Raw genomic sequence first — 13,414 nt, 5'->3', positions numbered from 1 at the left:
CTCTGCGGTACGGTGACGCTAGCCGGCACGACGAAACGCCGTCAACAGATCGAGGGGGCGGGCCATGGCGACCCTGTCCGATGTGGCCCGCCGAGCGGGCGTCTCACCCGCCACCGCCTCCCGCGTCATCAACGGCAGCAGCAAGCCGGTCACCGACGAGCTGCGCGAACGGGTGCTCGCCGCCGTCGCCGAGTTGCAGTACGTGCCGAACGCGCACGCCCAACTGCTGGCCCGCTCGCACCGCAGCGCGGTCGGTGTGATCGTGCACGACGTCTCCGACCCGTACTTCGCCGAGATCACCCGGGGGCTGCAACGGGTCGCCACGGACCAGGGCCGGCTGCTGATGATCTGCAACAGCTACCGGGACCCGGACCGCGAGTTGGAGTACGTGGAGCTGCTGCGCGGCCACCAGGTGGCGGCGCTGATCCTGGCCGGCTCGGGCTACCACGACGAGGCGTTCACCCGGCAGCTCAACGAGAAGCTGGCCGCGTACGAGGCCACCGGTGGGCGGGTGGCGGTGATCGGCCGGCACGAGCACTCCGGCGACGCGGTGATGCCGGACAACCGGACCGGCGGCTACCTCGCCGGGCAGGAGTTGTGCGGTCTGGGGCACCGGGCGATCGGCGTGGTCGCCGGCCCGCGCATCCTGACCACCACGACCGACCGGCTGGCCGGCCTCCGGCAGGCCCTCACCGAGCAGGGCCGCGAGCTGCCCGAACGGCGCATCCGGTACGCGGAGTTCGACCGAGACGGCGGCGCCGAGGCCACCGCCCGACTGCTCGACGCCGACCCGGAGCTGACCGCGATCGTGGCGCTCAACGACTCGATGGCCATCGGCGCGCTCGCCACCCTGCGCACGCGAGGGTTGGCGGTGCCGCAGCAGATCTCGGTGCTGGGCTTCGACGACATGCCGATCGCCCGGGACGTGACGCCGGCGTTGACCACCGTGCGACTGCCCCTTGTCGACATGGGTGTGCGGGCGATGTCCCTGGTGCTCGGCGTCGGGGCCCCGACGCCCCGGGTCGAGGTGCTCCCCGCCGAGCTGGTCCGCCGCGACACCGCCGGCCCCGTCCCACTGTCCACCCACGCCACCGCGGGTTCCGCGCCGCGCGCCCGGCGAGGTGACACCGCGCCGTGACCGGCGTCAGCCCGACGCAGCGGCTCCTCACCAGCGCCGACGTGGCGTACCTGGTCGGTGCGTCGTTCGGGCCGCGCACCCGGGTCCGGGACGCCGGTCCGCTGACCGGCGGCGGGTACGCGACGGTCTGGTGGGCGCTGCTCGACGACGACCGTCGGGTGGTGCTGAAGCTGGCTCCGCCGGCCGGAACGCCGCTGCTGCGCTACGAGCGCGGGCTCTGCGCCGCCGAGGAGCGGTACTTCCGGCTCGTCGCGGAGCGGGCGCCGCAGGTGCCCGTCCCCCCGGTGCTCTGGCACGGCGCCGACCCGGCGTACGGCGAGTGGTTGATCACCGCGATGCTGCCCGGTCGGCCGCTGTCCGACCTGGCCGCGGACGGTGTCGCTGTCGACGACGGCCCGGCGCGCCACGACCTCGGGATGGCCCTCGCCGCGTTGCACCGGGTGACAGGTGAGCGGTTCGGATACGACGGCGACCGGGCCGGCGGGCCGACCTGGCCGGCGGCGTTCACGGCGATGCTCGACGCGCTGCTGGCCGACGCGGCCGACTGGGACGTCCGACTACCGGTAACCGCGGATCGCCTGCACGCGCTGGTGGGGCAGCACGCCGACGTGCTCGACGAGGTACGCCGCCCGGCGCTGCTGCACTTCGACTGCTGGGACGGCAACGTGCTGGCGGCACCCGGCCGGGACGGCCGGCTGCGGCTGCGTGGCCTGGTGGACGGCGAGCGCTTCCTCTACGGCGACCCGCTACTGGACCTGGTCTCCCCGCTGCTGTTCCGACGCGTCGAGGACGAGCCGGAGCACCCCCTGCTGCGCGGTTACCAGGCCGCCGCACCCGAGCCGCTGGTGCTGGACGCTTCGGCACGACGCCGGCTCAGTCTCTACCGGTTGCACCTGTACCTGCTGATGACTGTGGAGATGCCCAGCCGCGGGATGACCGCGCGGAGCCATCCCGCGCGGCACGCCCGGCTGGCGGCCCTGCTCGACGAGGAACTCGCGGGCCTCGGCACTCGCTGAACCGAATCTCCGTTGCCGGCGCGGGCCACCGCTCGTAGCCTGCCCTGCGTGCTTATTCGGGAGTTCGTCGACCGGGACTGGTCGCAGGTGTGGCCGATCATCGAGGAGGTGATCCGGGCACAGGAGACCTTCGTCTACGACCCGGCGATGACCGCCGAGCAGTCGTACGGCATGTGGGTCGAGGCGGCCCCGGGGCGGACCGTCGTGGCTGTCGACGGCGAGCGGGTGCTCGGCACCGCGAAGATGGGCACCAACCGGCCCGGGCCGGGCTCGCACGTGTCCACCGCGAGCTTCATGGTCGCCGCCGACGCGCGGGGCCGGGGCGTGGGCACCGCGCTGTGCCGCGACGCTCTGACCTGGGCGCGCCAGCAGGGGTACGCCGGCATGCAGTTCAACGCCGTGGCCGAGAGCAACCGGTCGGCGGTGCGCCTGTACCGGCGGGAGGGCTTCGAGGTGCTCGGCACCGTGCCGGGCGCGTTCCGTCACCCCGCTCTCGGCCGGGTCGGCCTGCACGTCATGTACCAGGAGTTCTGACCGCGCCCGCTCCGCTCGCTCCGGGGGCCATGGTGCTGGTCGGCGAGCGTCCCCACCGTCTGAATCGTTTACGACATCAGCTCGATAGCGTCTCAACCAGCTACGGTGCCGCCGGCCGGCGCCGGGCGCAGTCCGGGCTGCCCGGCGGCCGGCTCCGCGCCGGCTCGGCGGATCGGGGTGAAGAGGCCGCCGACCGCGACCAGCAGGCACCCCGCGCCCGCCACGAGGGTGACCATCGGGGCGCCGTGCCGGCCGGCGGCCCAGGTCAGCACGACAGCGCCGGCCGGGCCGAGGGCGTAGTGCGTGCTCCAGAACGCCGACGTGACCCGGCCCAGCAGGTGATCGGGGGTGATCTCCTGGCGCAGGGACATCGAACAGATCCCCCCGACGCTGAGACAGCACAGGTAGACCGCGGTCAGCGCGGTGACCGCCGGCACGCTCGTGGCGATGCCGACCCCCGCCACCGCGAAGCCGCAGATCGCGTGCGCGCCGATCCAGGTGGCGCCGAAGCCGCGCCGGCGGCGCAGCGGGGCCACCAGCAGCGCGCCGGCGACCGTGCCCAGCGCCGCCAGGCCGAGCACCGTGCCGACGGTGCCCTCGGAGCCGCCGAGGTCGTGCGTGACGTGGTAGATCAGCACGTCGACGAAGCCGTAGGTGAGGAAGATGAAGACCGACAACAGGACTGTCAGCGCGCGCAGCACGGGCTGTCGCCACAGGAACCGCGCCCCGGCCAGGAACTCGGCCAGCGGGCGCTGCCGGGCCACCGCTTCGTCCGCCTGGACGGGACCCAGTCGGATGAGCCGTAGGCCGGCCGCCGAGAGCGCGAAGCTCGCCGCGTTGACGGCGATGGCGGTCGCCGGGCCGAAGCGGGCCGCCACCACACCGGCGAGCAGCGGCCCGAGGACGGCCGCCGCCGCGTACGTCGCCTGCAACCGGCCGTTGGCCTCGGTGATCCGGTCCCGGTCGACCAGGTTGCGGACCGCGGTCACGGCGGCGACCTGGAACAGCATGCCGGCCGCCTCGCAGATCGGCAGCACGACGAAGAGCAGCCAGACCTGCGGGCCGGCGAGCCACGCCAGTGGCACCAGGCCGTAGAGCACCAGCCGGGTCAGATCGGCCACGATCATCAGGGTGCGGCGGTCGTACCGGTCGACCAGCACCCCGCCGAAGATCCCGGCGACGACGGACGCCGCGCCCGCGACGGCGGTGAGCAGGCCCATCTGCGCCACCGACCCGGTCGCCTGGAGCACCAGCAGCGGCACCGCCAGGTAGGCGAACGAGTCGCCCGCGGCCGAGAGCGACTGCGCGACCCAGTACGTGCCGAAGGTCCGGTCCCGCCAGAGCGGAGCCCGACCAGCGGTGGCAGATCGGCTCATCGCGCCAAGGGTAGTGAACGCGCCCTTCCGACGGTGGCCGTGGCGCGGGCCGCCGCACCCTCAACGAACACCACGGCGTGCCGGAACGCCCGGAAACGGCCGCGGGATCCCCCGCGGCCGTTTCCGGGATGCGCGAAGCGCTCAGCCCTTGCGCAGCGGAGCGAGCGCGGTGCTCCAGGCGACCACCTGGTCGAGCGTGGCGGTCAGCGAGTCCTTGTGGAACTGGTTGGGCTTGAAAACGCTGAAGTTCTCGAAGTCGGTGAAGAGCGACAGCGCGACCTGCGAGCGCACGTCGGCCATCTGCAGCTCACCGGAGATCAGACGCAGGTGCTCCACGGCGCGCGTTCCGCCCACCGAGCCGTAGCTGACGAAGCCGACGGCCTTGTTGTTCCACTCGGCGTACAGGAAGTCGATAGCGTTCTTCAGGGCGCCGGAGGTCGAGTGGTTGTACTCGGGGGTGACCATGATGAACCCGTCGAACGACGCGATCATCTCGGCCCACCGCTTGGTGTGCGGCTGGCTGTACTGGCCCATCGAGGGCGGGTACGCCTCGTCGAGGTGCGGCAGCTGGTAGTCGAGCAGGTCGATCAGCTCGTACTCCGCGTCGGAGCGCTGCTTGGCGATCTCGAGCACCCAGCGGGCGACGGCCTCGCCGTTACGCCCCGGGCGGGTGCTTCCGAGGATGATCCCGATCCTGGTCATGTGTGGCGCCTTTCAGAGGGTCCTTGCCTGACGACGGGAACGCTAACCGGTGCTTGATTGGTCAAGCAAATACGTGGTCCGTGGGCATGGTCACACGGAGGGTGAGCACTTGCTCAGTCAAACAAGTATGGTATGGGGATGTCCAACCCCTCCGCAGCGACTCCGCAACCTCTCAACCCTGACGAGGAATCCCTGGTCCGCGCCCTGGGCCAGGTCATGCACGTCCTGCCCCGCGCGATCGACGCGGACATGGTCGGTGACCGTCAGCTGCCACTCACCGAGTACACCGCGCTGATGAACCTGTCCGAGACGCCGGGCCGGCGGATGCGCATGAACGAGCTCGCCGCGCTCTGCCACCTCTCACTCAGCGGCATGACCCGCACGATCATCCGGCTGGAGACGCAGGGCCTGGTCCGGCGGGAGCGGTGCGAGGAGGACGCGCGCGGCTGGAACGCCGTCCTCACCGACGCGGGCTTCACGCGCCTGGAGGAGTCCTGGCCCAGTCACCTGGCCGCCGTACGCCGCCGGTTCCTCCAGCACTTCGAGGGCTTCGACCTCGCCCAACTGGCCCGCGCGTTCCAGCGGGCCGGCACGGCCGAGACGACCGACTGAGCCGCCGCCGGGGTGCGCGAGGCACCCCGGCGGCGGCCGGCCGCACAGTCAGCGCAGGCCAAACGCTCGCGTGATGCTCTGGCTCACGGTGTTGCCGGCGGTGTCCCGCGCGGTGGTGCGCAGGCTCACGAAGCCGGCCTTCGCCGGTGCGGCCAACGAGGTACGCCAGCCGTCGCCGTGCCGGGTCAGCCGCTGCTTCTGCCAGGTCGCCCCGTCGTCGTAGGACACCTCGACGGTCACCGCGCCGATCGTGCCCCTGACGTCGGGCAGGTGCGAGGCGACAACGGTCAGCGGCGTACGCCGCGACGCCCTGCCGGCGGAGTCGATGGCCACCTGGTAGTCCAGCTGGATCATCGGCAGCACCTCGGCCGATTCCTCCCCGGTGACCGCCGAGCGGAAGCCCCACTCGGTGCGGGTCTGCCGGGAGTACGGGTTGGTCCAGGCGGCCCGGTCGTTCTCCACCACCAGCCGGTACGGCAGTCGCTGAGACGCCAGCCCGGAGACCTGGAGGTACTCGGCGTTACCCCAGTTGAGTTCCTTGTCACCCTGGTAGAGGGTGGTGCGGTTGACCATGTCGTAGTTGGCGTACGCCTCACCGATGTGGCCGCCGCCGTCACCCCACCCGGGCGCGGGCAGGTAGACGGTGTCGAGATACCGCACCGGCACGTAGTTCCCGCCCATCCGGGGCCGCTGGATCGGCCCGAACCAGGTGACGGCGCTCGGCCTACCGGCCGGGTACGTGGTGACCGCCTGCAGGTGCTGGCCGGTCTCGCCGGCGATGAACGCGTCGTCGATCCACAGCTGATCGGCGCTCACCCAGTCGGTTCGCCGGCCCTGCGCCGGGGCCGGCTCCTGGTTGCTCGACGCCCAGCCGCGCCAGACGTCGGTGCGGAACTCCAGCGCCTTACCCTGCCGGTAGTTACGGAACTCCACGTCGACCCGGGCCAGCTGCCGCTTCGTGGGCCGGTAGGTCGGATCGGCCGGCACGGTGCCGGTCCAGTGGTGCGCCACGTCGTACAGGTAGGTGGTCTCCGGGTGCGACTCGACGGTGAGCCGCACCGCGCCGTGCTCCAGCGCGGCGATGAGCTGCCCACCCTCGTCCGCGCCGAGCGTGGCCACGGTCACCGGAGCCGGGCTCGCCGGGCTCCACGGGGCCTCGTCCCAGGGCTGGAGCCGGCCCACGCCGTCGTTGACCACCAACAGCAGCTTCGCCCCGGCCGCGGCGGCGGCCTGCGCCTGGGTGGCGATGTCCACGCTGTCACTACGGCGCACCACCACGGCCCGGTCCCGGACCGGCCGCTTGGCCAGCCCCGCCGCCGACGCATCGGCGACGTAGACCGCGTCCAGTTGGCGACGACCGGCCGGCAGCGCCGGGGTCGCCCGCTTCACCAACAGATCGTCGTACGAGCGACCGCCCGCCGAGACGGTGAGGGCCGGCTGCTCCAGCCGCCACCGGGCGCCGAACTCGAACTCGCCGTCGGTGACCGGACGGCTCGTCGGCAACGCCCACATGCTGTCGTACGAGTCGTCGGGCAACACCTGACTCTCGGTGAGACCGTTCTTCGTGGACCTGTGGATGTCCATCCGCAGCGCGCTGGCGGTGGCCTCCTGCGGCACCCGGGCCTGCACCTGTCGGGCGGCGCGGGCGTCCAGGGTGACGGTGCGGTCCCGGTCCAGGTTGACGTCGGTGAAGCTGAGCATCGCCATGCCCTTGGAGTGCGGCCCGTGCGCGCCGCGCACGTCGGCGGAGATCCAACCGTTCCAACTCGCCACCGGCAGCCGCAGCGTCGCGGTGCCGCTCTCGGGTAGGTCCACGGCGGTGAACAGGGTGTCGGTGGTGAGGATGACCTTGCCGACGAGCGGCTTGCCGTCCCGGTCCTTGGCGACCAGCGTCAGGTTCTGCCGCTGGCCCTCCTTGCCGGCGCCGATCAGGGTGCGGCCGCGCACCGCACCGGCGTCGTCGGTGGCGACGATCATGCCGCTGACCTGCTTCTCCACCGGCAGCTTGTCGTACGCGGCGGTCACCGTCACGGTGGCGGTGCCACCCGCCGGCACGGTGACCCGGTCGGCGGAGAGCGCGAACAGGCCGGCCGGCGCGGTGGCCGCGTCGAGGGCCAGCTTCAGGGCGACCGGCGCGCTGCCGACGTTGGTGTAGGTGACAGTGCGGTCGACGGTCATGCCCGGCTGCTGAGGCCACGCCTGGAAGCCGGAGTAGGCGCTCGGGGTGGCGAAGACGGTGGCGTGCGCGGCGGCGACCGCGTCGACCCGACCGGCGCCCGCCTGGTACGGGGTGTACTCGGGGGTGGCCTTGACCGTGCTGACCAGCGCTTCCTTGATCCGCTGACCGGTCCACTCCGGGTGGGCGGCGGCGACCAGCGCGGCCGTGCCGGCCACGTGCGGGGTGGCCATCGACGTGCCGCTCATCAGCGTGTAGTCCCCGGAGCCGCCCCGCACGAGGTGGGAGCGGGCCGCCAGGATGTCCACGCCGGGGGCGGTGATCTCGGGCTTCAGCCCGCCGTCGCCGGCGCGTGGGCCCTGGCTGGAGAAGTCGGCGAGGTGGTCGGTGTTGTCGACGGCGCCCACGGTGAGCGCGGAGTTGGCGGCACCCGGGCTGCCGATGGTTGCCGGGCCGCTGTTGCCGGCGGCGATCACGAACAGGGCACCGGTCTCGGCGCTGAGTCGGTCGACGGCCTGGCTCATCGGGTCGCTGCCGTCGGTGGCCTCACCGCCGAGGCTCATGCTGACCACCCGGGCCTTCTGCTCGCGGGCCGCCCACTCCATGCCGGCGATGATCCACGAGTTCTGCCCGCTGCCCTCGCTGTTGAGCACCTTGCCGATGTGCAGCCGTGCGCCGGGGGCGACGCCCCGCTCGGCGCCACCGGACGCGGCACCGGTGCCGGCGATCGTCGAGGCGACGTGCGTGCCGTGGCCCTTGTAGTCGAGGATGTCGGGCTCCTCGGGCACGAAACTGCTGGACTCGGCGATCTGGCCGACGAGGTCCGGGTGTTCGGCGTCCGCCCCCGAGTCGAGCACCGCGACGTCGACACCGGCGGCGGTGTTGCCCTCGGCCCACAGCTTCGGCGCGCCGATCTGCGCGGTGGACTCGGCCAGGTCCGCGTGCACCCGGCCGTCCAACCAGACCTTCGCGATGCCGTTGGCCAGGGTCGGGGCGTCGCCGGTACGACGGGTCGAGCCGGCCGTGAGCGCGGTCCAGAACCGGTCGGCGGTGGCGCGCTGGCGGGTCAGCGCCGCGCCCTGCACGCTGTCCAACTGTCGGACCAGCTCGGCGCCGTCCACGGCGGGGCGGGTGCGGTTGCGGGCCGCCGCGTCGGTCATCGTGACGATCAGCGGAAGCGCGTCGGTGTGCGCGTCGTCGTAGCCGTCGGCGATGAGGTCGGTGACGTTGAACAGTTGCCGGTCCAGCACACCGCTGGTGACATAGGACAGTGCCGCGTCCGGGTAGACGTAGGTGTCGCCGTCACGCACGGTGCGGTGGAAGCTCGGGGTGCTGCCGTCCGGCCGGCGCACCGTCGACACCGTGCTGCCGTCCGCCGCGGTGGTGACCGTGACCGTGTCACCGGTGATCAGGGTGACGGTGGACGCGCGTCCGGCGGCGGCCGGGGGTTGGCCCACCGGGCGGTCGGGATTGTTCGGCGGGGCGGCGGCCGCTCCCGCGCCGGGTGGGGTGAACCCGGCCGCCAGGGTGAGGGCGGCGCCGAGGGCGATCAGCCCGGATCGGCGGCGCCGGTGAGACAGAGCCACGATGACCTCTTTGTGTCGAGAAGTGGTACGCACCACAGCATCGACGCAGAGCCCAGCCCAACCCCGCCCCCACCCCCGACGCACTTACGCCATGGCACAACCCCGCCACGGTCCCCGCCCTCTCCCCACCGCCCCGCGCCGCCCCGCCGCGCCGATCTTGCACTTTCTGTCCCGACCAAAGTCGCGAATCAGGACGCATCGACAACAGTAAGTGCAAGATCGACGCGGTGGGGCGGGGCGGGGGGCGGGGCGGGTTAGGGGGCGGGTTAGGGGGTGGGGCGGGTTAGGTTGGCTAGGGCGTCCAGCTGGGTGGGGTCGGAGAGGGCGGAGCCGACGGCCACCACGCGTACGCCCGCTTGTAGGAACGCTCCCGCGTTGCCCGCGTCCAGGCCGCCGGTCGCGACGAAGCGCAACTGCGGCAGCGGGCCGGCCACTGCCTTGAACCAGGCCGGCCCGAGGGAGATCGCGGGGAACGCCTTGAGCCAGGTGAGGCCGTGGCGCAGTGCCTGCTGGGCCTCGGTGGGGGTGGCCACACCGGGCAGGTGCGGCAGGCCACGCGCGGCGGCGGCGTCGGCGACCGCGAGATCCAGGCCGGGGGCGACGGTGAACCGGGCGCCCGCGTCGGCCGCCGCGGCGACCTGTTCGACGTCGAGCACGGTGCCGGCGCCGACGATCCGGTCACGCTCGGCCCCCGCCTCGACGGCGGCCCGCAGCGCCGGCACCGCGTCGGCGGTGGCCACCGGAACCTCCACCACGTCGATGCCGAGGTCCCAGGCACGCTCGGCGAGCCGAACGGTCTCGGCGACCGGCAGGCCGCGCAGGATCGCCATCACCCGGGCGCCGCCGAAGATGTGGTCGAAGTCCGGTGTGGTCATGGTGCACTCCATCCGAGGTCGCGGTGAAACTGTTACTGCGGGCCGAGGGCCCGACTCAGGTCGTCTCCCCCGGGTCGGTCAGGTCGAGCGGTGACCAGGCGTCGGCGGGGGCGTCGATCAGCTTCTCGAACCAGGCCCACGGCGGGACCGGGGCGTTGTCGCCGCTGCTGGTCAACGCCTGTGCCGCGACGAGGTGGCCGAGGCGCAACCGCCGTACGGGGTCGAGGCCGCGGAGCAGCCCGGCCAGGTAGCCGGCGGCGAACGCGTCTCCGGCGCCGACCGGCTCCACCACCGTCACCCGGGGTGCGGGTACGAAGACCGGTTCGGCGTCGCGGACCAGTGCCGTGGCGCCGACCGCGCCGTCCTTGACCACCACGGTCTGCGGAGCGGGCAACAGCTCACGTACGGCCGCCGGGTCGGTGGCGCCCCAGAGGGTTTCCGCCTCGTCCTGCCCGACGAAGACGAGGTCGCAACGGTTGGCGAGGTCGCGCAGCACCGGCGCGGCCTGCTCAGCGGGCCACAGCCGGGCCCGGTGGTTGACGTCGAAGCTGACCAGCGCGTCCGCCAGCGGTCGGTCGGTCACCGCGTGCTCGACCAGCGCCCGGCAGGAGGCGGACAGCGCCGCTGTGATCCCGGACAGGTGCAGCACCCGGGCACCGGCCAACGCCGGATCGGCCAGCGTGGCGGGGTCCATCCGGGCGGCGGCCGACCCGGCCCGGTAGTAGTGCACTGCGGTCCCCTCCGGGCCCGGGTCCTTGACGTACAGGCCGGTGGGGGCGGCCGGGTCCACGCACACCTGGTCGACGCGGACGCCGGCGGCGGCGACGTGCCGGACGACGGCACGGCCGAAGGGGTCGTCGCCGACCCGGCTCACCCAGGTCGTCAGGTGTCCCAGGCGGGCCAGGTAACCGGCCACGTTGGACTCGGCTCCACCGACCGAGACGGCGACCCGTTCGGCGTGCTCCAGCGGCTCACCGGGCGCGGGGCAGAGCACCACCATCGTCTCCCCCACCGCGGCCACCTCGATCGACGGAAGGCCGGCCGGGGCGCTCGCCTGCTCAGGTCGGGGGGCGGTCGGCATCGGGCACACGTCCTCGCGGCGGGGGTGCTGGGCGTCGCCGAGCCTAGGTGCCCCGCGCGGGACGGGCAACCCGTCGTACGTCACACCTCTGCGGTCAGGGCAACGTCAGCCCGTACGCGGCCAGCACCTCCGCGATCGGCTGGTAGTAGGTGGTGCCGCCGGCGGTGCAGTTGCCGGTGCCGCCGGAGAGGATGCCGATGATCCTGCCGGTGGAGGCCACGTAGAGCGGTCCGCCGCTGTCCCCCGGCTCGGCGCAGATGTTGGTGCGGATCAGGCCGTAGATCACGCCGGTGGCGTAGTTGACGGTCTGGTTCAGACCGGTGACCGTGCCGCAGCGCACGCCTGTGGTGCTGCCACTGCGGCACACCGCCTGACCGATGTACGCGTTGCCGGGGCCGTTGATGGGCAGCAGGCCGGGATGGGTGTAGACCGCGCTCGGGTGGGCGATCCGACCGGTGTAGCGGATCAGCCCGTAGTCGTTGGTGGGGTAGCTGGTGGCGGTGCGGGTGCCGAGCACTGTGGTCTGGGCGCTGTCGGTGTACCAGGTGGCGGCTGCGGTGGTGCAGTGACCTGCGGTGATCACGTAGTAGGTGCTGCCGCTGCGCGCGTTCGCACCGAGCGAGCAGCGCGCGCCGCCGCCGCCGTAGATGCCCTGCCCGCCGGCGATCAGGGGGCGCAGCGTTCCGGGTTCGCGGCGCAGCAGCACGCCGGCCCGGTCGGCCACCGCCCGCAGCGCGGCCAACTCGCCGGGGGCCACGGTGTCGTCGACGGTGAGGGTCATCCGGCCGGTGGCGGGGTCGAGACCCCAGGCGGTGCCCGCCGTGCGTACCCCGGTCAGCAGGGCCGCCGGGTCGGCGGCGGGTGTGGCGGCCCGGTCGGGGACCGCGGCCTGCGCCGCGCCGGGCGCGACGAGCAGCAGGATGGTCAGGACGAGGGCGGCCAACGGGGAGCGGCGCATCCGAACCTCCGGAGAGATCGAGATTTATGGATGCGGTCAAGCATCGCCCGGCGTCCGACGCCGTGGCAACCTCCGGCCGCCCTCTTCGCCGCCGGGCGGGAATCACCGATCCGGGGACGGCCCGTGTCGGGGCCGCCGATAATTCCCCGGGAGACGCGGCGGGAGGCCAGGCATGACCACCAAAGGGAATGCGGCGCTGGTACGCCGGCGGGACCAGTCGACCCGGGCAACGCTGCTGGAGCTGCTCTTCGACGTGGTCTTCGTGGCCGCGCTCGCACTGACATCGAAACTGTTGTCCGAAGAGCTCTCCTGGTCCGGCGGCGCCAAGCTGCTGCTGATGCTGACCGCCGTCTGGTGGACGTGGTCGGTCACCACGACCACCACCGAGTTCTACGATCCGCAGCAACGCCCGATCCAGGCCATCCTGATGATCGCCATGGTCGGGTCGGTGGGGATGGCGGCATCGCTGCCGATGGTCAGCATCGGGCACCTGCTGCTCTTCGTGATCTCGTACGTCGGCACGCACGTGATTCGCTGCATCATCCTGGTCACCGCGTTGCACCGGCAGGGGCACCGGACGGCCCGGGAACGGGCCACCCGGTTTCTCTTCTGGTTCACGGTGTCCGGCGTCTTCTGGGTCCTCGGCGCGCTGTCAGAGACTCCGAACTGGGGGCTCTGGACGATCGCCATAACGATCGACCTGGTCGCCGGGGCGGCCCGCTATCCCACACCCTGGCTGGGCCGGGTGCCGCTCGCGCAGTACGGGCGGACCACCGAGCACCTGGGCGAGCGGTACCAACAGTTCATCATCCTGGCCCTCGGCGACATCATCCTGTTGCCGACGCTGCAGGTCAGCCGGGGCCATCTCGATCACCTCCGGCTCACCTCCCTGCTCTGCGCCTTTGCCACCATGTTGCTGCTCTGGCAGATCTATGTCTTCCGCGCCGGCGAGTTGTTGGTGACGGCCGGGTCCCACGGGAGCCAGGCAACGCGACTGGCCCCGTTCACCCACCTGGTCATGCTGGCCGGCGTGGCCAGCACTGCCGCCGCCTTCGACCTGGTCGTCACCAGGCCGACCGGAACGACGCCGGTGCCGTGGCTCGTGCTGATCATCACCGGCCCGACGCTGTTCGTGGTCGGCCGCGTCCTGTTCACCATGGCGGTGTCGTGGGTCGTGCCGTGGCGGCGAATTGCCTGGCAGCTCCTGCCGCTGCTGGTGCTGCCGTGGGCCGGTGGTTGGCCGCCGGTGCTGGTGGCCACGATCGTGGCGCTCGGGTTGGCCGGTCACATCCTGTTTCCCGGAGCAGCCCGGGAGACAACGCCGGGCCTGCGGCTGCGGCAACCCGCCGACTGACCCCTG

Annotated in this window: 11 protein-coding genes; 5 read left to right on the top strand and 6 right to left on the bottom strand. The window is 72.6% G+C overall.

The features are described from left to right. Positions 1 to 64: 64 nt before the first annotated feature. From IW248_RS08345 to IW248_RS08335, 3 genes are read left to right on the top strand one after another with little or no spacing between them, the layout of a single operon-like run. Positions 65 to 1,138: a LacI family DNA-binding transcriptional regulator gene (locus IW248_RS08345; protein WP_196926436.1), complete on the top strand. Its 1,074-nt coding sequence runs from the start codon at positions 65 to 67 to the stop codon at positions 1,136 to 1,138. Further along, positions 1,135 to 2,154 (top strand): phosphotransferase family protein, encoded by a 1,020-nt coding sequence (locus IW248_RS08340; protein ID WP_196926435.1) that lies wholly within the window; start codon positions 1,135 to 1,137, stop codon positions 2,152 to 2,154. The genes IW248_RS08345 and IW248_RS08340 overlap by 4 nt, the downstream gene beginning before the upstream one ends. A gap of 48 nt (positions 2,155 to 2,202) precedes the next feature. After that, entirely contained in the window at positions 2,203 to 2,688 is a 486-nt protein-coding gene (locus IW248_RS08335) for a GNAT family N-acetyltransferase (protein WP_196926434.1), read from the top strand. A 92-nt stretch (positions 2,689 to 2,780) separates the two neighbouring features. Here IW248_RS08335 and IW248_RS08330 read toward each other — a convergent pair whose 3' ends face one another. Next, the gene (locus IW248_RS08330; protein ID WP_196926433.1) at positions 2,781 to 4,064 is read right to left on the bottom strand and encodes an MFS transporter; all 1,284 of its coding nucleotides are present in this window, start codon (positions 4,062 to 4,064) and stop codon (positions 2,781 to 2,783) included. Between the two features lie 141 nt (positions 4,065 to 4,205). Then, positions 4,206 to 4,766: an NADPH-dependent FMN reductase gene (locus IW248_RS08325; RefSeq protein WP_196926432.1), complete on the bottom strand. Its 561-nt coding sequence runs from the start codon at positions 4,764 to 4,766 to the stop codon at positions 4,206 to 4,208. 138 nt (positions 4,767 to 4,904) lie between these two features. Between IW248_RS08325 and IW248_RS08320 the strand changes: the two genes are divergently transcribed. Continuing rightward, positions 4,905 to 5,378, top strand: coding sequence for a MarR family winged helix-turn-helix transcriptional regulator (locus IW248_RS08320; protein ID WP_196926431.1), 474 nt, complete (start codon positions 4,905 to 4,907; stop codon positions 5,376 to 5,378). A 48-nt stretch (positions 5,379 to 5,426) separates the two neighbouring features. Here the strand turns inward: IW248_RS08320 and IW248_RS08315 are convergent, their stop codons facing one another. The 4 genes from IW248_RS08315 to IW248_RS08300 all read right to left on the bottom strand — a co-directional run bounded on the left by IW248_RS08315 (position 5,427) and on the right by IW248_RS08300 (position 12,054). Continuing rightward, positions 5,427 to 9,140 (bottom strand): S8 family serine peptidase, encoded by a 3,714-nt coding sequence (locus tag IW248_RS08315; protein ID WP_196926430.1) that lies wholly within the window; start codon positions 9,138 to 9,140, stop codon positions 5,427 to 5,429. A 266-nt stretch (positions 9,141 to 9,406) separates the two neighbouring features. Continuing rightward, the gene (locus tag IW248_RS08310; protein WP_196926429.1) at positions 9,407 to 10,015 is read right to left on the bottom strand and encodes a bifunctional 4-hydroxy-2-oxoglutarate aldolase/2-dehydro-3-deoxy-phosphogluconate aldolase; all 609 of its coding nucleotides are present in this window, start codon (positions 10,013 to 10,015) and stop codon (positions 9,407 to 9,409) included. Positions 10,016 to 10,070: 55 nt separating this feature from the next. Next, a complete protein-coding gene (locus IW248_RS08305; protein WP_196926428.1) occupies positions 10,071 to 11,096 on the bottom strand; it encodes a sugar kinase in 1,026 nt (341 codons plus the stop codon). 94 nt (positions 11,097 to 11,190) lie between these two features. After that, complete coding sequence (locus IW248_RS08300) at positions 11,191 to 12,054, bottom strand: S1 family peptidase (protein WP_196926427.1); 864 nt, start codon at positions 12,052 to 12,054, stop codon at positions 11,191 to 11,193. 172 nt (positions 12,055 to 12,226) lie between these two features. On the opposite strand from IW248_RS08300, the gene IW248_RS08295 reads away from it, so the two are divergent. Continuing rightward, a complete protein-coding gene (locus tag IW248_RS08295) occupies positions 12,227 to 13,408 on the top strand; it encodes a low temperature requirement protein A (protein ID WP_196926426.1) in 1,182 nt (393 codons plus the stop codon). Positions 13,409 to 13,414 lie beyond the last annotated feature (6 nt).

The sequence above is a fragment of the Micromonospora ureilytica genome (genome assembly GCF_015751765.1).
GTDB classification, from domain to species: domain Bacteria; phylum Actinomycetota; class Actinomycetes; order Mycobacteriales; family Micromonosporaceae; genus Micromonospora; species Micromonospora ureilytica.
The sequence above is the reverse complement of the archived record's forward strand: the minus strand, read 5'-3'. Positions and strand labels throughout refer to the sequence as shown.